The sequence below is a fragment of the Streptomyces mayonensis genome (assembly GCF_018982965.1).
In the GTDB taxonomy this organism is placed as follows: Bacteria; Actinomycetota; Actinomycetes; order Streptomycetales; family Streptomycetaceae; genus Streptomyces; species Streptomyces mayonensis.
The window spans coordinates 1-17,737 of record NZ_JACBYP010000032.1 but is presented as its reverse complement, the minus strand read 5'-3'; the positions used below and the strand labels follow the sequence as shown (position 1 = coordinate 17,737).

General features: G+C 71.8%; 21 protein-coding genes. 16 read left to right on the top strand and 5 right to left on the bottom strand.

All coding sequences use genetic code 11. From position 1 onward, the window contains the following. Nucleotides 1-17 precede the first annotated feature (17 nt). The 3 genes from HZS56_RS14945 to HZS56_RS14935 all read left to right on the top strand — a co-directional run bounded on the left by HZS56_RS14945 (nucleotide 18) and on the right by HZS56_RS14935 (nucleotide 3,466). Nucleotides 18-389: a BlaI/MecI/CopY family transcriptional regulator gene (locus HZS56_RS14945; protein WP_108988968.1), complete on the top strand. Its 372-nt coding sequence runs from the start codon at nucleotides 18-20 to the stop codon at nucleotides 387-389. Beyond that, nucleotides 389-1,372 (top strand): M56 family metallopeptidase, encoded by a 984-nt coding sequence (locus HZS56_RS38725; protein ID WP_108989137.1) that lies wholly within the window; start codon nucleotides 389-391, stop codon nucleotides 1,370-1,372. The genes HZS56_RS14945 and HZS56_RS38725 overlap by 1 nt, the downstream gene beginning before the upstream one ends. Nucleotides 1,373-1,498: 126 nt before the next feature. Beyond that, complete coding sequence (locus HZS56_RS14935) at nucleotides 1,499-3,466, top strand: copper resistance CopC/CopD family protein (RefSeq protein ID WP_159106972.1); 1,968 nt, start codon at nucleotides 1,499-1,501, stop codon at nucleotides 3,464-3,466. Nucleotides 3,467-3,759: 293 nt separating this feature from the next. On the opposite strand, the gene HZS56_RS14930 is transcribed toward HZS56_RS14935, so the two are convergent. Beyond that, nucleotides 3,760-3,954 (bottom strand): hypothetical protein, encoded by a 195-nt coding sequence (locus HZS56_RS14930; protein ID WP_159106973.1) that lies wholly within the window; start codon nucleotides 3,952-3,954, stop codon nucleotides 3,760-3,762. Between the two features lie 144 nt (nucleotides 3,955-4,098). Between HZS56_RS14930 and HZS56_RS14925 the strand changes: the two genes are divergently transcribed. The 4 genes from HZS56_RS14925 (at nucleotide 4,099) to HZS56_RS14910 (ending at nucleotide 6,624) form a co-directional block, all read left to right on the top strand. Next, entirely contained in the window at nucleotides 4,099-4,728 is a 630-nt protein-coding gene (locus HZS56_RS14925; RefSeq protein ID WP_108988970.1) for a thioredoxin-like domain-containing protein, read from the top strand. Next, nucleotides 4,728-5,384 (top strand): DUF305 domain-containing protein, encoded by a 657-nt coding sequence (locus HZS56_RS14920; protein WP_108988971.1) that lies wholly within the window; start codon nucleotides 4,728-4,730, stop codon nucleotides 5,382-5,384. The genes HZS56_RS14925 and HZS56_RS14920 overlap by 1 nt, the downstream gene beginning before the upstream one ends. 45 nt (nucleotides 5,385-5,429) lie before the next feature. Further along, the gene (locus HZS56_RS14915) at nucleotides 5,430-5,906 is read left to right on the top strand and encodes a DUF2752 domain-containing protein (protein WP_159106974.1); all 477 of its coding nucleotides are present in this window, start codon (nucleotides 5,430-5,432) and stop codon (nucleotides 5,904-5,906) included. Between the two features lie 88 nt (nucleotides 5,907-5,994). Then, nucleotides 5,995-6,624 carry a class I SAM-dependent methyltransferase gene (locus HZS56_RS14910; RefSeq protein WP_108989138.1) on the top strand — a complete coding sequence of 210 codons (630 nt, stop codon included), beginning with the start codon at nucleotides 5,995-5,997 and terminating at the stop codon, nucleotides 6,622-6,624. A gap of 174 nt (nucleotides 6,625-6,798) precedes the next feature. Here HZS56_RS14910 and HZS56_RS14905 read toward each other — a convergent pair whose 3' ends face one another. After that, entirely contained in the window at nucleotides 6,799-7,566 is a 768-nt protein-coding gene (locus HZS56_RS14905) for a cytochrome c biogenesis CcdA family protein (protein WP_108989139.1), read from the bottom strand. Nucleotides 7,567-7,747: 181 nt separating this feature from the next. Between HZS56_RS14905 and HZS56_RS14900 the strand changes: the two genes are divergently transcribed. The 6 genes from HZS56_RS14900 to HZS56_RS14875 all read left to right on the top strand — a co-directional run bounded on the left by HZS56_RS14900 (nucleotide 7,748) and on the right by HZS56_RS14875 (nucleotide 10,944). Further along, nucleotides 7,748-8,785 carry a cytochrome c biogenesis CcdA family protein gene (locus HZS56_RS14900; RefSeq protein WP_108988973.1) on the top strand — a complete coding sequence of 346 codons (1,038 nt, stop codon included), beginning with the start codon at nucleotides 7,748-7,750 and terminating at the stop codon, nucleotides 8,783-8,785. Then, complete coding sequence (locus tag HZS56_RS14895; protein WP_108988974.1) at nucleotides 8,775-9,497, top strand: peroxiredoxin family protein; 723 nt, start codon at nucleotides 8,775-8,777, stop codon at nucleotides 9,495-9,497. Before HZS56_RS14900 ends, HZS56_RS14895 begins: the two co-directional genes overlap by 11 nt. Then, a complete protein-coding gene (locus HZS56_RS14890; RefSeq protein WP_108988975.1) occupies nucleotides 9,494-9,802 on the top strand; it encodes a glutaredoxin family protein in 309 nt (102 codons plus the stop codon). Before HZS56_RS14895 ends, HZS56_RS14890 begins: the two co-directional genes overlap by 4 nt. Beyond that, the gene (locus HZS56_RS14885) at nucleotides 9,795-10,016 is read left to right on the top strand and encodes a hypothetical protein (protein WP_108988976.1); all 222 of its coding nucleotides are present in this window, start codon (nucleotides 9,795-9,797) and stop codon (nucleotides 10,014-10,016) included. The genes HZS56_RS14890 and HZS56_RS14885 overlap by 8 nt, the downstream gene beginning before the upstream one ends. Beyond that, nucleotides 10,013-10,315: a hypothetical protein gene (locus tag HZS56_RS14880; RefSeq protein ID WP_108988977.1), complete on the top strand. Its 303-nt coding sequence runs from the start codon at nucleotides 10,013-10,015 to the stop codon at nucleotides 10,313-10,315. The genes HZS56_RS14885 and HZS56_RS14880 overlap by 4 nt, the downstream gene beginning before the upstream one ends. Before the next feature lie 218 nt (nucleotides 10,316-10,533). After that, nucleotides 10,534-10,944: a TlpA family protein disulfide reductase gene (locus HZS56_RS14875; protein WP_159106975.1), complete on the top strand. Its 411-nt coding sequence runs from the start codon at nucleotides 10,534-10,536 to the stop codon at nucleotides 10,942-10,944. A 472-nt stretch (nucleotides 10,945-11,416) separates the two neighbouring features. Here the strand turns inward: HZS56_RS14875 and HZS56_RS14870 are convergent, their stop codons facing one another. Then, nucleotides 11,417-12,382 carry a pirin family protein gene (locus HZS56_RS14870; RefSeq protein ID WP_216721201.1) on the bottom strand — a complete coding sequence of 322 codons (966 nt, stop codon included), beginning with the start codon at nucleotides 12,380-12,382 and terminating at the stop codon, nucleotides 11,417-11,419. A 153-nt stretch (nucleotides 12,383-12,535) separates the two neighbouring features. On the opposite strand from HZS56_RS14870, the gene HZS56_RS14865 reads away from it, so the two are divergent. Continuing rightward, nucleotides 12,536-12,883: a tetratricopeptide repeat protein gene (locus HZS56_RS14865; protein ID WP_216721200.1), complete on the top strand. Its 348-nt coding sequence runs from the start codon at nucleotides 12,536-12,538 to the stop codon at nucleotides 12,881-12,883. A 73-nt stretch (nucleotides 12,884-12,956) separates the two neighbouring features. Here HZS56_RS14865 and HZS56_RS14860 read toward each other — a convergent pair whose 3' ends face one another. After that, nucleotides 12,957-14,396, bottom strand: coding sequence for a PepSY-associated TM helix domain-containing protein (locus HZS56_RS14860; protein ID WP_216721199.1), 1,440 nt, complete (start codon nucleotides 14,394-14,396; stop codon nucleotides 12,957-12,959). A gap of 140 nt (nucleotides 14,397-14,536) precedes the next feature. Here HZS56_RS14860 and HZS56_RS14855 point away from each other — a divergent pair, with 140 nt between their 5' ends. After that, on the top strand, nucleotides 14,537-15,193 hold the full coding sequence (locus HZS56_RS14855) for a peptide deformylase (RefSeq protein ID WP_216721198.1): 657 nt from the start codon (nucleotides 14,537-14,539) through the stop codon (nucleotides 15,191-15,193). Nucleotides 15,194-15,501: 308 nt separating this feature from the next. On the opposite strand, the gene HZS56_RS14850 is transcribed toward HZS56_RS14855, so the two are convergent. Then, a complete protein-coding gene (locus HZS56_RS14850; RefSeq protein ID WP_216721197.1) occupies nucleotides 15,502-16,938 on the bottom strand; it encodes a dihydrolipoyl dehydrogenase family protein in 1,437 nt (478 codons plus the stop codon). A gap of 119 nt (nucleotides 16,939-17,057) precedes the next feature. On the opposite strand from HZS56_RS14850, the gene trxA reads away from it, so the two are divergent. Next, nucleotides 17,058-17,456: a thioredoxin gene (gene trxA, locus HZS56_RS14845; protein ID WP_216721196.1), complete on the top strand. Its 399-nt coding sequence runs from the start codon at nucleotides 17,058-17,060 to the stop codon at nucleotides 17,454-17,456. The last annotated feature ends 281 nt before the right edge of the window (nucleotides 17,457-17,737 follow it).

Genomic DNA, 17,737 nt, shown 5'->3' with positions numbered 1-17,737 from the left:
TCTGAGGAGGGCGGCTGGTGCGAGGATTCGGGGAGCTGGAGCAGGCGATCATGGATGTCGTCTGGACCAGTGGTGAGCCGGTGACGGTCCGCGCGGTGCTGGATCAGCTGAACGGTGACCGGCCGCAGCCGCTGGCCTACAACACCGTGCACACCGTCACGGAGATTCTGCACCGCAAGGGCTGGCTGTCGCGAGCCAAGGACGGCCGCGCCTACCGGTACACGTCCACGAAGAGCCGTGAGGAGTACGCGGCCTCGCTCATCGACCAGGTGTGGGAGAGCGGCGCGGACCGTACCGCGACCCTGGTGCGGCTGTTCGACGAGATGGACGCCGACGAGGTCGCCGAGCTGCGGGCCGCGCTCGCCGCGCGGGCGGATGGGGGCAGGTGATGACGGTCGCGCTGCTGCTTCTTGGCTACTCCGCCGTATTGGGTGGGCTCGGTCCGCTCTGGCTGAAGCGGGCGTCGTGGCTGGACCGTGCGCCACGGCTCGGCATCTGGGCGTGGCATGCGCTGACCGCGACGGTGATCATCTCGGTGACGCTGGCGGGGCTGGCGGTGGCGGTACCCACAGTGCCTGTCAGCGGGAACCTCGCCGCGATGCTGCAGGAGTGCGTGATGGCGCTGCGGGCACAGTACGCGGCGCCCGGCGGGGCGGCGGTGGCGGCGAGCGGAACCGTGCTGGCGTTTGCGCTGGTCGCGCGCATCGGGTGGTGCCTGGCGGCCGCTCTCGTACGGGCCCGCCGTCAGCGGTCCGAGCACGCCGCCGTCCTGGATCTCGCGGGCCGTCATCGTCCCGATCTCGGGGTCACGGTGCTGGACCACGACCGTCCGGCGGCGTACTGCCTACCCGGTCATGGTCACCGGGTCGTGCTGACCACCGCCGCGCTGACGACCCTTGAGCCGCGCGCTCTGGATGCCGTGATCGCCCACGAGCGGGCCCACATCCGGCAGCGGCACCACCTGGTGCTGGCCTATGCGGAGGCGCTGGAGCGGGCCTTCCCCCGCGTGCCCCTCTTCCGTACCGCGGCGAGCGAGACACGGCGGCTGGTGGAGTTGGCCGCCGACGACGAGGCGACGGCCCGGTCGGACGCGCTGACGCTGGCCAGCGCGCTGGTGGAGATGGCCGGAGCCGGGGTTCCGGCGGCCTCGCTGGCCGCGTCGGGCGGGCACGCGGCCGGCCGGGTGCGTCGACTCCTCGCTCCGCAGCGGCCGCTGAAGCGTGCCATCGCCTGGGGCGGTGCGCTGGTGGCGGGCGCGGTACTGGTGCTGCCGCTCGTGGTGGCCGTCGAGCCTGCGGTGGCCGCGAGCGGCATGAACGCCTGCCCGCTCCCGACCGCACCGCCGGTTGCCGCCCCACAGCCCGCTTACTGACCCCACCCCACTGCCCGGCAGACCGGGCCTGGTAGGTTGACCGGCACAATCTCCTAGTGAACTTAGGTATTTAGGATGTGTGGTGCGTGGGCCCGCTGGGCCGCTCGTCTGACGGCCGCGGTCCTGTTGGCCCTGGCCGGGCTACTGACCGGTCCAGCGCCGGCGCAAGCGCATGCGGTTCTGCTGTTCGCCTCCCCGGCGATCGAGGGCGCGGTACCGACCGCACCCAAGGAAATCGCCCTGGTCTTCGACGAGCCGGTACGGCCCAGCGGGGCGAAGGCGCTGCACATCACGGCACCCGGCGGGGCGTCCGTGCCCCACGGCGCGGTCGCCCGCAGCGAGGGTGGCAAGCAGCTGACAGCACCGGTCCGTTCGATGATGGGGCCGGGCGTGTACACGGTCACCTGGCAGGCGGTCGCGGAGGACGGCGACGTGATGAGCGGGACGTACCGCTTCGCCGTGGGCTCCGTAACGGCGGAGCTGGGGTCCACTTCCGGCGCGCCGGGCAGGCAGCAGGTGAGCGGGGCTCCGGCAACCGCGGCGCTGCGGTGGGTGCTGTATGCGGCCTTTGCCTTGTCTCTTGGCGGGTTGGTCGGGGAGCGGCTCGCTTCGCGGCAGCGCGTCCCGGAGGGCGCCGGGCGTCCCCGGTCGTGGGTGTTGCCCGGCACGGCAGCCGGCCTGGTGGCCTCGATCGGGCTGACGGTGCTGATCGCCGGAGGCGGCAGCCTGGTTGACGGGGTCACCTCGCCGTCCGGGGCCGCAGTGCTCGACGGACGGCCGGGGATCCTGGCGGTGGTCGGGACGGTGGCCTGGCTGGGGGCCATGGTCGCGCTGCGGCTGAAGCAGCGGCGCCTTGTTGCCGGGGCGCTGTTCGTGGCAGCAGTCGCGGAGGGGCTGCGAGCCCATCCGGCGGCGGAGTCGGCGGTGTGGGGGCCGGTGCTTACCACGGTCCACCTGCTGGCGGCGGCGGTGTGGATCGGCGCGCTCGTCCATGTGCTACGCCTGGGACGGGCCTGGCGGTGGGCGTCGAACGCCCGCGCGGTATTGCGCCACTACGCCCGCCTCGCCCTGGCCCTCGTGCTCGTCGTGCTGCTCACCGGGACGCTGTCCGGGTTGTTGCTGCTGTCCTGGTCCGAGTTGTGGGACACCTCCTTCGGACAGGTTCTCGTCGTCAAGCTGTCGCTGGTGGGGGCGGCCTGTGGAATGGCCCTCGCCGCCCGTCGCAGGCTGGCCGGCAGCGCGCCCCACCTGCTGGCCCGGGTCGAGGCCTCAGCGTTGGTGGCCGTGCTCGGCGTCACCGCGCTGCTGAGCGTGACCCAGCCGCCCCGAAATGTGAATGCCGCGCTGCCCTTCGCGCCGCCGCCGAGCGGAAACGCGATCACGGCGGGTGGACGGGCGGACCAAATCGGCATCGCCGCCACCGCCTCCTCCGGCCAGGTCGTCGTGCGGCTGACCGCCCCGGACACCGACCTCAGCGACAACGGCGGCGAGGCGAGACTTTCGTACGAGGCCGGACTCACCCTGACCACGCCGGGCGGCCGTACCCGGGCGCTGGCGATCCGCGGCTGTGGTGAGGGCTGCTTCTACGCGCGGGTGACCTGGCGCAAGGGGCTGAACCTGCTCACTGTGAAGGCCGGCGCGCAGGGCTGGGGCGGCGGTCAGGACACGCTGCGGGTGATGTGGCCGGTCCGCCCCGACGCGAAGCTGCTCCAGCGCGTGGTGAAGGCGATGCGCGCGATCGACGCTTTCACCCTGCATGAGCTGGTGGCCAGTGACATCGACCGCACCCGGGTCGCGCCGACAAGGCTGGAGGTCACCGGGAAGCAGTTCATCGACTCCGAGCCCTATGCCAAAGGGCAGGCGCCGCTCAGCTCCCGCTTCACCGATGCGGAGGGCAACACCGTGCTCGCACTGGGCTTCCCCGGCGAGCGGCTCGCGCTGGAGCTGACCCTGGACGATCAAGAGCGCGTCGTACGGGAGACCTTGGTCGCGCCCAACCACTTCATCCGTCGCACTTTCACCTATCCGGAACCACAGGGACAGGAAAGGGACCGGCACGACCACTCGGGCGATGCCGCGTCCGTTGGCCGGTAACAGCCGCAGAAAGAGGACGACATGTCGGCCAGACCGATGCGAGCAGCCCGCCGGGGTATCCGACGGGGCCCGCTTCGGCCTGCACGCACGCTGCTGATACTGCTGCTGACCATACTCGCCGCCAGTGCCACCGCATGCGTCCTCGCGACGTCGGCTCACGCTTCGCCCATGGCGTCGATGGCGTCCACCGGCCCTGTGACCATGGCATCGACCTTGCGGAACGCGAGTGACAACGGGGGTGATCAGACCGCCGTCTCGACGGCTGCCTCCCCGGGCAGCGACTGCGACCGGACTCACTGCCCACAGGCGTCCGGCCGGCCGTCCCCCTCGTGTTGTGACTTGCCCAGCACGGACGCCGTCCACAGCACCACCCAGGCGATCGCGATCCCGCCCCAGCCTGGCGTGCGGCCGGGGCAGCCGCCGACCGCGTGCCGGTCCCGTTGCCGCGCCCCCGCGGACAGCGGTCCAGGGCCTCCCGACTTGCACATGCTGCAACTCCTGCTCGTTTAGGTCACCGCGCCGAAGCCTGCGCAGAGCGCGCGGCGGCGCCCCGCGTCCAACGACGACACCGACTACACGTGCAGCACCGCCGGCCCCAAAGAAATGCGGAGCGGCGGGGACAAGGACATCCCATGGGAGCCAACTCCAAGGCCCAGAAGGCAGCCCGCCGGGCCCGCATCGAGGAGATGCGCCGCGCCGAACAGAAGCGTGAGCGCCGCAACAAGATCATCGCTATTGGCGCCTCCACAGCGATCGTCGCAGGCATCGCCGTCGGCGGCTGGTATCTACTGGATTCCGCCAACGACAAGGAAAAGGCCCAGGCCGCCCCCGTACGCGGCGAGCAGACCTGGCCCGACCTGGGCCGCACCCACGTCGACAAGGCCGTCGCCTACCCGATGCACCCGCCCGCCGGCGGCAACCACGCCCCGGTCTGGCAGAACTGCAACGGCAACGTCTACGACCAGGCGATAAAGGACGAGAACGCCGTGCACTCCCTGGAGCACGGCGCGGTCTGGGTCGCCTACAACGACAAGGCCACCGCCGCCGACATCAAGACACTCAGCCAGCGGGTGTCCAAGACCCCGTACACCCTCATGAGCCCCTACAAGAGCGAGTCCTCACCGATCACGCTGACCGCCTGGGGTCACCAGTTGAAGGTGAACAAGGCATCCGATGCGCGGGTGGCGGAGTTCTTCGACAAGTATGTGCAGGGCCCGCAGACCCCTGAGCCGGGCGCGGCCTGCACCGGAGGGATCGGCTGATGGAACCGATCACATTCGCACGGCGACGGCCCTGGTGGCTCGCCGTGGCCTCCGTCGTCCTTGCCCTGGCCGTGGCGGCGGCCGTGCTGATCGCGATGCGGCCCGGCGGGGACGACACGCCGAGTGAGGGCTCGGCGGATGTGGGCTTCGCCCGGGACATGGCAATCCATCACCAGCAGGCGGTGGAGCTGTCGTTCATCGTGCGCGATCGCACCGACGACGAGGACGTGCGGCGGTTGGCGTACGACGTCATCAACACCCAAGCCAATCAGCGCGGCATGCTGCTGGGCTGGCTGGAGGCGTGGGACGTGCCCAAGTCCTCGCAGAAGCCGCCGATGGCCTGGATGGATGAGGGCCACGGTCACGGGTCGATGTCCATGCCCATGTACGAGGCGCACGACGGCTCGCTCATGCCGGGCATGTCCACCAACACCCAGATGAACCAGCTGCGCAAGGCCAAGGGAAAGGCTGCGGAGGTGCTGTACCTGCGGTTGCTGACAGCACATCACAAGGGCGGCATCGAGATGTCTGAGACGGCCGCCGACATGGCCGGTGATGCGAAGGTGCGGCGCCTGGCCGAGAGTATGGTCCAGGGCCAGGAGTCGGAGATGAAGCTGATGGTGGACATGCTCGCCGAGCGTGGCGCTGCCGCCTGAACCATTTCTGCTCAGCGCCGCGGTCGTATGCAGGTGAGGAGTGCCATGACAGAAACCTGGGCCCCGTCCGACGCTCCGCCCGGTGCACGCTGGCTGCCACAGGCACGGATCGGTTTCGAGTCACGGAACGCCCGCTGGTGGTGGCTGGGCGCGGGTGGCGCCGTGATCGTCGCCGTTGGGGTGGCGATGGCGGTGTGGGGGATGTTCCCCGTCGACCTGCACGGGCCGACGCACGATGCCGGGATCATGGCGCCGACGTGTGGGCTGACACGCTCGGTCGTGGCGGTCTTCCGTGGCGATATCTCGATGGCCTGGCGCTACAACCCGGCCGGGTTGCTGGTCGCGGTGGTCGCCGTCGCCGCCCTGGCCCGGCTCCTGGCCGGGGTGTTCGTCCGGCGCGGCCCGGTGCTGCGGGTGCGTCCCGGCCGGATCGGCTGGATGGTGCTCGTCCTGGCCCTGGTAGCGCTGGAGATCCGCCAGCAGGGCCAGGCCGAGCTACTGATGACCGCCGGGCTGCGCTGACCGGAGGCCGCCATTCCGGTGCGCCACTGTCCTTCCGCACGACCGGATCCACCCGCATCTCCCCCGAGACGACGAAAGGGCTGTGCTCATGCCTGCTGCCAGTGACACGGACGAACGGCTGCGCCGCTATTGGGACCGGCACGCCCGCTCCTACGACCGGCAGATGAGCTTCTTCGACCGAACGCTGTTCGGTGAGAGCCGGAGGTGGATCTGCTCGCGGGCCGGCGGCCGGGTCCTGGAGGTCGCCGTCGGTACCGGTCTCAACCTGCCCCTCTACCCGGCCGATGTCGAGCTCACCGGACTCGAGTGGAGTCCGGCCATGCTGGACATCGCCCGCCGTCGCGCAGACGGGCTCGGCCGTACGGCGACGCTGCGCGAGGGCGACGCGCAGGAGATGCCGTTCGACGACGCCTCGTTCGACACCGTCGTGGCCACCCTGTCCCTCTGCGCCATCCCGGACGAGAAGCGGGCGGTCGCGGAGATGGTCCGGGTCCTGCGGCCCGGCGGCCGTCTGCTGCTCCTGGACCACGTCATCGCCTCCGCCTGGTCGGCCCGCGCCCTCCAGCGGCTACTGGAACTGGTCACCGTGCCGCTCGGTGGTGAGCACTTCCGACGCCGCCCGCTGCGGCACGTCGAGGCGGCGGGACTGCAGATCGAGGAGCGGGACCGGTTCAAGCTCGGCATCGTCGAGCGCATTGCCGCGCGCAAGCCGGTCTGATCCGGCGCGGCGGCATGTGGAAACCGGGCGCGCCGGTCCGCCGGAACCGGCACGCAGGGCTCAACAGGTCTCGGCGCGGGCCGGGCTGGAGCGCTGGCGGCCGTTGTTCCGCGCCGCTCCGGCGCCCGTCTCCGCGTACGGGCCCGAAGCACGCCGCTGCGCGAGCAGGCGGGTTCACAGCGGGAGTGCGTATCCGCTGATCCAGGTCTGCATCTGGGAGATCAGCAGGCTCCACAGGCCGGATACCTGGGTGATGCCGACGAGCACGAGCAGCACTCCGCCGACGCGGAGCACGGTGCGGGTGTGGCGGCGCGCGAAGGCGAAAGCCCGCAGCGATTTCCCCAGAGCGAGGGTGAAAAGCAGGAAGGGGATGCCGACGCCGACCGCGTAGAGGAAGGCTAGGAGGGCACCGCGTCCGGCGGAGCCGGTGGTCAGGGAGAGGGAGAGCACGGCGGCGAGCGTGGGGCCGATGCAGGGCGTCCAGCCGATGCCGAACATCACGCCGAGTAGCGGCGCGCCGACCAGCCCGGCACGCGGAGTGAAGCGGGGCTTGAAGGAGCGTGACAGGAGCGGGATGCGCTCCAGGATGCCCATGAACATCAGGCCCAGCACGATGGTGAGCACGCCGAGCACACGGATGATGGTCTCCTGGTGGGCGAGCAGCAGGGTACTGACGGAGCCGAACAGAGCGCCGTAGGCGGTGAACACGGCCGCGAAGCCGAGGACGAACAGTGCGGTGCCGAGCAACGCCCGCGAACGGGCCCGCCCACCCTGGCCTGCCTGGGCGTCGGCGGCGGTCATGCCGGTGGTGTAGGAGAGATAGCCGGGGACCAGGGGCAGACAGCAGGGCGAGGCGACGGTGATGGCGCCTGCGGCCAGCGCGATGGGGGCGGCCAGCAGGAGGGAGCCGGAGCCCACCACTTGACTGATGTCGACGGACACGAACAGCACCTTCCGCTGCGTATGGGGCGGCCCGGCCGGCCCGGCACCGATCGGGTGGAACCGGCGGGGCCAGTTCGGGGGCCGGGTCGACAAGAACTCTAACTCCTATGTACCTTAGGTCCTAAGTCACATAGGTGATTGCGGGTCGTGTGACCTGCGGCCTGCCGGAAAGGGCTGGTGGATGAGCGAGCTGTTGTTCGGGACGACGCTGCTGGCGTCGTTCCTCGGCGGCATGGTGGCCCTACTGGCCCCGTGCTGTGTCTCGGTGATGCTGCCCGCCTACTTCGCCACCGGCTTCCGTTCCCGCGGCCGGGTGGTCGCGGCGACGCTGGCGTTCGGCGCGGGAGTGGCGACAATTATCGTGCCGGTCGGACTCGGGGCCGCCGCTATCTCCTCGGCGCTGCAGCGGTACCACCTGTGGGTCTATCTGATCGGCGGGGTGCTGATGCTCGCCGGCGGTCTGGCGGTGTTGGTGGGGTGGAAGCCGAAACTGCCCATGCCGGCCGGCGGGACGCCGCGCCAGGGCGGTGGGTTCGCCGCCGCATACGGGCTGGGTGCGTTCTCCGGGATCGCCAGCGCGTGCTGCGCGCCAGTGCTCGCCGGGGTGGTGGTGCTGTCCGGGGCGAGCGGCTCCTTCCTGGCCGCGCTCGGAGTGGGGCTCGTCTACGTGCTGGGTATGGTCGCCCCGCTGGTCGTGATCGCCCTGGCCTGGGAGCGTGGCCACCGCGGCCCCGCCCGAGTGCTGCAGAGCCGCCGTGTGCGGATGCGCGCCGGATCCTTCGAGCGCAGCCTGCCGCTGGGCGACCTGCTGGCCGGGGTGCTGCTGGTGACCATGGGCGCGCTGACCGTCGTTCTCGCTTTCCGAGGCCCGGACATGGGCACCACCGGCTGGCGGGCCCGGTTCGCCGCCGATCTCGACCACTACGCCTCGATGGTCACCGACGCGCTCGCCTGGATACCAGGCTGGGCAGTGGCGCTGCTCGCGGTGGCCCTGCTCGCGCTGGTGATCCGACACGCCCTGCGAACCGTGGCCCCAGACCCAGAAGACGGCGGAACACCCGCCGCAGAGGAGGGCACCGGTGGGCCCGAAGCCGTTGCCTCCGCGTGCTGCACCGGCTCCAACATCGGCGGGGGCACTTCCTCCGCGCACGCAACCGCGGCACTGGCCGCAACTCAGTCCCCGAACACGACCAAGGAGGTCGCCACGGATGGCCGCTGACACCCGGCCCGGCGCGAAGGCCGCACCGAAGCCCGGCACCAAGGCCGCGAACAAGGCCGCCCGGCGTGTAAAGGCCCAGGTGTTGCGCGAGGAGGAACAAAAGCGTCAGCTACGAAGCCGGCGGCGCCGCGTCACCGCGCTCGTCACCGCGGCCGTGATCGCGGTGACCGCCATGCTGTACTTCGTGTTCCGCCAGTCCGAGCAGTCCCCGAACACCGGCTACGACGTCGGCAGCCCCAGCATCGGACAGAGCGCCCCAGGCTTCTCCCTGTCCTCCAGCGCGGGGGGCACGCAGAGCCTGGCCGATTACAAGGGCAAAACGGTCCTGCTGTACTTCCAGGAGGGTCTGACCTGCCAGCCGTGCTGGGACCAGATCCGAGACCTGGAGAAGGCCGCCGACCAGGTCAAGGCCGCCGGCATTGATCAGGTCCTGTCCGTCACCACCGACTCAGCCGACCTGGTCAAGCGCAAGGTCACCGACGAGAAGCTCACCACCCCGGTGCTGTCCGACCCCGACCTGAAGGTCTCCAAGGAGTACAACGCCAACCAGTACGGGATGATGGGCGACTCCCGCGACGGCCACAGCTTCGTCCTGGTCGGCCCCGACGGCAAGATCCAGTGGCGGGCGGACTACGGTGGCGCCCCCAATTACACGATGTATGTCAAGGTCGACAAGCTGCTCGCCGACCTGAAGGCAGGGCGGCAGACATGACTCCCCCCAGCGCCCCGCACCGGATCACGCTACTCACTCAGGCCGACTGCGTGCTGTGCGAGCACGCCAAGCAGGTCCTGACCGAGGTCGGCGCCGACCACCCCCTGGCCATCACAGAGATCGACCTGAGCAGCGAGGAGGGCATGCGCATCGGCACTGAGGCCGGCGTGCTCTTCGCCCCCGGCATCCTCCTGAACGACCAGCCCTTCTCCTACGGGCGGCTGTCCGAACGCAAGCTCCGCCGCACCCTCACGCGCGCGGAGACCACCGCAGTACCGACCCCGACAGGAGTTCTCCATGAGTGAGATCCTCTACGTTCTGCCCGCGCTGGCCTGCCCGGTCGGCATGGGTCTGATGATGTGGTTCATGATGCGGTCCGGCAACAAGAAGGCCACCGCCCCGGCCACCAAGGCCGACCCGCGCGAGCAGGAACTGGCCGTCCTCCGTGCGGAGGTCGACGGTCTGCGCAAGCGGCTCACGCCGGAACCCAGCCCGAAGGACCGGGAGCAAGCCCGGTGACCGGCTATGTTCTGCCGTTGCTGTTCACCGCCGCAGCCGGTGTACTGACGTACGCCCTCTGTGTCCGGCCCATGCTCAAGGGCCGCGGCTGTCACATGATGTTCCAGCGGTCCGGGACGGAACAGGCATCCTGTCGCAACGTTGCGGATGCCCGGCAGGCCGCGCATGCCTCCACCGACGATGACAGCACGGACGCGAAGATCGCGGGGCTGCGCGAAGAGATCCAGCTGCTCCACCACGAACTCGACCTGCGCTCGGGGGACGACGCGGTGCAGCTCACCAAGGAGGAACCGCGCTGAGAATCACTGGCATATTCCCACGACGGCCTCCCGCAGATGTCCGCCCGGCCGGACCGTCGCGCCGCCGGGTCCTGTCCGGCGCGCTCGCCGGGGCCGCCGCTCTCACCGCCTGCGGCAGCGCGCAGGACACTGGCGGCAGCGGTACGAGGACGCCGGGCGCTGCGAAGGGGAGCTCCTCGCGGTACCTCAAGCCGTCCGAACGGTCCGTAACCCCGCCCGTGGCGGGCACCACCCTGGATGGCAAGCCCGCCGACATCGCCGACATGCGCGGCCACGTCGTAGTGATCAACATCTGGGGTTCCTGGTGCGGACCGTGCCGGAAGGAAGCACCCGAGCTGAAGAGGCTGTCCGAGCAGACCGTGCCGTTGGGGGTGCAGTTCCTCGGGATCGACATCCGGGACACCAAGACCGCGGCGAAGTCGTTCGAGCGCAACTTCGGTATCACCTACCCCAGTCTCTACGACCCCGACAGCCGCACTCTGATCGGCTTCAAGAGCCTGGCCGCGCGTGCCGTACCCACCACCTATGTGCTGGACAAGAAGGGCCGCGTGGCCGCCGTGTCCATCGGCCCGCTCACCGCTCGGGGCTTCTACCCCATCATCAAGGACGTCGCCGCGGAGCAGGCGTGAGCACCCACACGACCGCCCCACGTCCCCGGTCACGGCCGATCGGGTGCCACGGCCAGATCCAACGCCCGCATCACGGTCAGTCCACCAACCTCACCGCTACGGCAGACACACCTCTTGTAGAACCTCGACAAGGGGACAGGCTGAGTAGCGAGTCCGTGCGCCAGAGCGTGCCACGGCCGCCCGTCGGCCCGGAATCCATCCGGTGGTGACCCAGCCTGCAATGACAACGCCACCACGGCAGAGGTGCGCCACGAACTCCGTCGACACCTGATGACGCGTCAGTAGAGTTAGCAAAGGGTTAGCAAGTGTCCTGCCCCAGCCAACCACAGACGGACACACCCTCGACGGGTACAGCACAGCGCATCGGGCTAGCAGCAAACCCAACAGCACAGCGCCCGCGAGGAGCCCGGGAAGGACGACGCAGGACGGCCGGCCGATCGAGCACAACCGGCCCGGCACCCATTCCCGCAGGTCAGCGAAGCCTCCCGCGCGGCTTCAGCGGCACCGCAGGCAGCTCGGGGGCAGGCAGCGGGGCGCCGTCGTAGCCCTTCACTTCGCCGAACCGTGTCCCTTCCATCCAGTCCCGGCGGGCCTGTACGATCTCCTCCTGCGACCGTCCGATCCAGTTCCAGAACATGATGAGCTCCTCCTCGAACGGTTCGCCGCCCAGGAGCATCAGGCCCGCGTCCGAGTCGGCCCGCAGGGGCAGTTCGTCCCGGCCGCAGCCCAGGTAGAGCATCGAGCCCGGCACCAGGGGCACGCCGTCGACGTGGGCCTCGCCGGACATGGACAGGACGGCGTACTCGAAGTCCCGTTCCAGCGGCAGGCGTACGTCCGTGCCGGCGGCCAGGGCCAGGTCGGCGCCGACGACGGGGGTGTACGTCGTGCCCGGCGACGTGGTGCCGTCGAGGGTGCCGAGGAGCAGGGTGGCCGTCAGGCCGGGGGCCGTGACCAGGGGCAGTTCGGCGTGGTGCTCGAAGTGCGGGTCGGTGTGCCGGTGGGCGTCGGGGAGGGCCACCCAGAGCTGCGCCCCGTGCAGGTACCGGGCGTGGGAGCGCGGGCTCTCCTCGGAGTGGCTGATCGCGCGGCCGGAGGTCATCAGGCCCAGCTGGCGCGGGCGGATGGTCTGGAGGCTGCCGGTGGAGTCGCGGTGCAGTACCTCGCCCTCGTGCAGCCAGCTCACGGTCTGCAGGCCCATGTGCGGGTGCGGTGGCACCTGCATGCCGGGCTCGTCGGCGATGTCGTCGGGACCGTAGTGGTCGACGAAGCACCAGGCGCCCACCATCCTGCGGCCCAGGTTGGGCAGCAGCCGGCGGACCCCGGTGGACTCGCCGAGCTTGACGCTGCGGGGGCTGAGGAGTTCGCGCACGGGCTCTGCCACGACGAAGCCGCGGCCGCCGCACAGGCTGGGGACCGCCTCGCGGTCGAGGTTGCTCATGGCGCACAACCTAACCCTGCCCGGCCGCCCGCGTCAGACGGTCCCCCCGGTGTCACCCCGTGGGGCGGACACGGCCACCGGGCGCCGCCCCGCACCAGCAGTGGTGGAATGTTCAACCTTCGGTCGTGGTTGCAGACGCCGAAGGAGGTCGGAGTGGACACGACGTACTACAGCCACGGAACGCCGGCGGAGCGCTGGGAGCGCGCGCGGATGTTCTTCGACGCCAAGGACTACGCCGCCGCGGCGCGCGTCCTGGCCGGGCTGGTCGGGGAGGTGCCCGAGCAGACCGGACCGCGCCTGCTGCTGGCCCGCGCCTACTACCACTCGGCCCAGCTGCGGCGGGCGGAGACCGAACTGCGGATCCTCGTCGAACGCGACCCCGTCGAGCAGTACGCCCGGCTGATGCTGGGCCGCACCCTCGAACGGCAGGGCCGCCAGGAGGAGGCGGACGCCCAGTTGCGGATCGCCTCCGCGCTGGCGGGCGACTTCGCCGGTCTCTGAGGGCGCGGTTCCCGCGTGGCGGCGTGCCGCCGGGGGCGCGGCGGTGCGCACCGCCGCGCCCCCGGCGCGGCCGTCAGCGTCTGCCCGTCGCGCCGCCCGCGTAGGTGCGGCGGCCCCGCCGGTGGGCGATCTCTCCGAGCACGACGTCGAGCGCGACGAACGCGGCCAGCGGGATGCCCAGCAGCGGCAGGAAGTAGCCGAGGACGGCGACCGCCGCGAGCAGCGGGACCAGGAGCAGCGGCGGCACCTGCTGCCAGGCGCCGCGCGGGATCGGGCGGCCGAAGGCGGAGCCCCTGCCGCGCTGCCACCACATGCGGTAGCCCCAGAGGATGAGCGCGATCAGGGAGGCAGCCAGGAGCATCAGGGCTATCTGGTTGGGCAGGCCGAACAGGCTGCCGGTGTGCAGGTCGATGCCCCAGCGGCTGAGCTTGGCGAGCACCGGGTAGTCCGCGAACCGCAGGACGTCCACCACCTCTCCGTTCGACGGATCCACGGCGACGGAGTCCTGCTTCTCGGGCCAGCTGCGCTGCACCTGTGCGACGACGTAGGCGGAGGAGGCGTCGGCGGGCGGGGTGATCTCCACCGGGTCGCCGAGGCCCTCGGCGCGGGCGGCGGCCAGGACCTTGTCCAGACCGACGCCGTGCGCGGCGTCCCCGTCGGCGCCCGCCGCGGCGCCGTGTCCGGCGTGCTCCCCTCCCCCGCTTCCTCCGCTTCCCCCGCTCACCGACGCCGACACGGACGGGGTGGTCTGCCCGATCGAGACGCGCAGGTCCGCGATGTTGGCTCCGGCGTACGTCGACCAGGTGAGACCGGTCACGGAGAGGAACATGAAGAAGACCGCGGCCCAGACGCCGACCGAGCCGTGCAGACCCAGGGTGCGTCGGCGGCCCGACGTGCCGCGCAGCCTGCGGCGGGCACGGCGGCGGGAGAACCACAGCACGAGTCCGCCGCCGGCGATCACCCACAGCCAGCTGGCGGCGAACTCGCTGTACAGCCGCCCCGTTTCGCCCAGATGCAGGTCGCGGTGGAACTCGTCGATCCAGGTGCGCAGCGGCAACGCACCGCTCGAACCGTACTGTTCGAGGGCGCCGCGCACCTCGGCCGTGTACGGGTCGACGAAGACCGCGAGCGTGTGGCCCGGGTCGATGCCCTCGACGCCGGACAGCATCACCCTGGTCGTGGCGTCGTCCGCGGGCGAGGGCCGTACGGCGGCGATGCTGCCCTCGGGGTGCGTCTGCCGGGCGGCGGCGACCTGCTCGGAGACCGGCAGCTTGCGCTCGCCGACGTCGGGGACGGTCAGTTCGTGGGCGTAGACCATCTTCTCGGCCTGGAACGAGGCGGCGTACAGGAGACCGGTGGTCGCCGCGACCAGGAGGAAGGGGGCCACGAAGAGGCCCGCGTAGAAGTGCAGGCGCAGGATCAGGGGGCGCAGGGTGGACCATCTGCCGGGCGGGCGTGGCGAGGCGGCCCGGCCTGGAGCCTCGTCCGTGGTGGTCGGGGATGTGGTGGTCATCGGTGGGCGCTCCGGGGACGTGACGGGAGGGGACGGTCCCCAGTGGTCGGAGCGGGAGGGGCCCGAGTTCCCGGATTTCCAAGTGGCGTACGTCACAGTGCCGGTCGGGCGGGTGCGGTACGCCGTGGCATCCTGACGTCATGGGAACTCCGAGTGGTCGCGCCCCGCTTGCCGAGCGGATCGAGGAACTGCTGGCCGTCGGCGGGCCGTTGCCGATCGTCGCGGCCGGCGAACCGGTACTGCGGCGCGCGGCCGAGCCGTTCGACGGGCAGCTGGCGCCCGCGCTCCTCGCGCGGTTCGTGGAGGCGCTGCGGCTGACCATGCACGCGGCGCCCGGCGTGGGTCTGGCCGCTCCCCAGGTCGGGGTGGAGCTGAGGATCGCGGTGATCGAGGACCCGGCGCCGGTGCCCGAGGAGGTGCGGGTGGCGCGCGGGCGGGTGCCGCAGCCGTTCCGGGTGCTGGTCAATCCGTCGTACGAGGCGGTGGGCGGTGCGCGGGCCGCGTTCTTCGAGGGCTGTCTGAGCGTGCCGGGCTGGCAGGCGGTGGTGGCGCGCCACGCCGAGGTGCGGCTGCGGGCCCTGGACGAGCACGGGCGTGAGGTGGACGAGGTGTTCGCGGGGTGGCCCGCCCGGATCGTGCAGCACGAGACGGACCACCTGGACGGCACGCTCTACCTGGACCGGGCCGAACTGCGCTCACTGGCGTCGAACACCGCGATGGCCGGCCTGTGGTCGCAGCCGACGCCGGACCGGGCGGCCTCGGCCCTCGGCTTCGACCTGCCCGGCCCTACGGCCTGACCGCTTCGCGCGGCGGCACGACCCCACCGGTCCCGATCGGTCTCCGCCCAGTCCCCGCCCAGTCCCCGCTCGGCCCCGGCAGGTCCGCCCGGCCCCGCAGGATCCCGCCACGCCGGGCGGGGCGGGTCAGGACCGCCGTCCGGGCCGCGGCGGGCCGTTGGGCCGGATGAGCCGTTGCGGCCGGGCGGCTCGGGGCGCCGTGGAGGCCGGGCCGCCCTCGGGGCCGGGTGAGGGCCGCCGGCTGAGGCGGGCGGCCAGGCGGGCCGGGGCGGGCCCCGGAGGGGCTCGGAGGGCACCGGCGGTGTCGGTCAGTTGTCCCGGTACGCCTCCAGCAGCCGCAGCCACACCTCGCTGATCGTCGGGTAGGACGGGACCGCGTGCCACAGGCGGCTGACGGGCACCTGGCCGGCGACGGCCACGGTCGCGGAGTGGATCAGCTCGCCGACGCCCGGGCCGACGAAGGTGACGCCGCGGACGATCTCGTCCTCCAGGTCGACGACCATACGGGCGCGGCCCTTGTAGCCGTCGCCGTACAGGCTCGCACCGGCCACCGTGGCCAGGTCGATGTCGACGGCACGGACCCGGTGACCGGCCTGTTCGGCCTCGGCGAGGGTGAGCCCGACGGACGCCGCCTCGGGGTCGGTGAACACGACCTGCGGGACGGCGTCGTGGTCGGCGGTCGCGGCGTGCGCGCCCCACGGGTCCGACTCGAGGATCGGCACCCCGGAGGCACGGGCGGCGATGGCGGCGCCCGCGATGCGTGCCTGGTACTTGCCCTGGTGGGTGAGGAGGGCACGGTGGTTGACGTCGCCGACGGCGTAGAGCCAGTCGTGGCCGTCGACGCGGAGGCTGTCGTCGACCGTGAGCCAGGAGCCCGGTTCCAGGCCGACGGTCTCCAGACCGATGTCGCCGGTGCGGGGCGTACGGCCGGTGGCGAAGAGGATCTCGTCGGCCTCGAAGCGGTCACCGCCGTCCGTGACGGCGACGACGGTGCCGTTCTCGCGGGTGACGGACTCGACGGAGGTGTTGGTCCGCAGGTCCACTCCGGCGTCGGTGAGCGCCTCGGCGACCAGTTCCCCGGCGAAGGGCTCCATCCGGGCGAGCAGGCCGGCGTTGCCGCGCACCAGGAGCGTCACCCGGGAGCCGAGGGCCTGCCAGGCGGTGGCCATCTCCACGGCGACGACCCCGCCGCCGACCACGAGCAGCCGGCCGGGTGCGCGTTCCGCGCTGGTGGCCTCGCGGCTGGTCCAGGGGCGGACGTCGGCGAGCCCGTCGAGCGGGGGCAGGGCGGCGCCGGTGCCGGTGCAGACGGCGACCGCGTGCCGGGCGGTCAGCACCCGGCGGGTGCCGTCGGGCGCGGCCACCTCCACGGTGCGGGGCCCGGCGAGACGCCCCTGGCCGCGGTACAGGTCGGCCCCGATGCCCTCGACCCACTGGACCTGGCCGTCGTCCTTCCAGTGCGAGGTGTACTCGTCGCGGCGGGCCAGGACGCCCGCGGCGTCGAGGGGGCCGCTCACCGCCTCGGCGAGTCCGGGCAGGCGGCGGGCGTCGGCCCGGGCGATGACCGGGCGCAGCAGGGCCTTGCTGGGCATGCACGCCCAGTAGGAGCACTCGCCGCCGACCAGTTCGCTCTCCACGACGGCGGTGGACAGCCCGGCCGCGCGGGTGCGGTCGGCGACGTTCTCCCCGACGGGGCCCGCGCCGATCACGACGACGTCGTACGCGATGGATTCCGATTGCGTCATGGGGCCAGTCTGGTGGGTGGTGTGCGACGTGGCCACATGGGTACGCGCGCGGAATACCCACCAGGTCGGCAGTGTTGTGCCGACGGCTTCTCCCCCGAACCAGGAAGAGGGATCACCTCATGACCAGCACTGTGGAACTCACCAAGGAGAACTTCGACCAGACGGTCACGGACAACGGGTTCGTGCTGATCGACTTCTGGGCGTCCTGGTGCGGTCCGTGCCGTCAGTTCGCCCCGGTCTACGAGAAGGCCGCCGAGGCCAACCCCGACCTGGTCTTCGGCAAGGTGGACACCGAGGCGCAGCCGGAGCTTGCCGCCGCCTTCGACATCAAGTCGATTCCGACGCTGATGATCGTGCGGGACCAGGTGGCCGTGTTCGCGCAGCCCGGCGCGCTGCCCGAGGAGGCGCTGACGGACGTGATCGGGCAGGCCCGGAAGCTGGACATGGACGAGGTCCGCAAGGCCGTCGCCGAGCAGCAGGCACAGGCCGGGCAGCAGACCGGGCAGGACGGCCAGTAGGACGAGCACGCCCCCTGGACCACCTCTCGGACGACTGACGGGGGCCCCCCCCCCCGGGGGGGGGGGGCCCGGGGCCCGGCCCCCCCGGGGGGGGGGCGGGCCCCCGGGGGGGGGCGCCCGCCCCGGGGGGCCCCCCCCCCCCCCCCCCCCCCCCCCCCCCCCACCCCACCCCCCACAACCCCCCCGCCCGCGCGGCGCCCCCCCGGCGCGCCCCCGCCCCGGGCTTGCCGCGTATTTTGGGGTTAACCCGGTGGGGGCGGGGCGGGGTGTGCGGCCGTGGT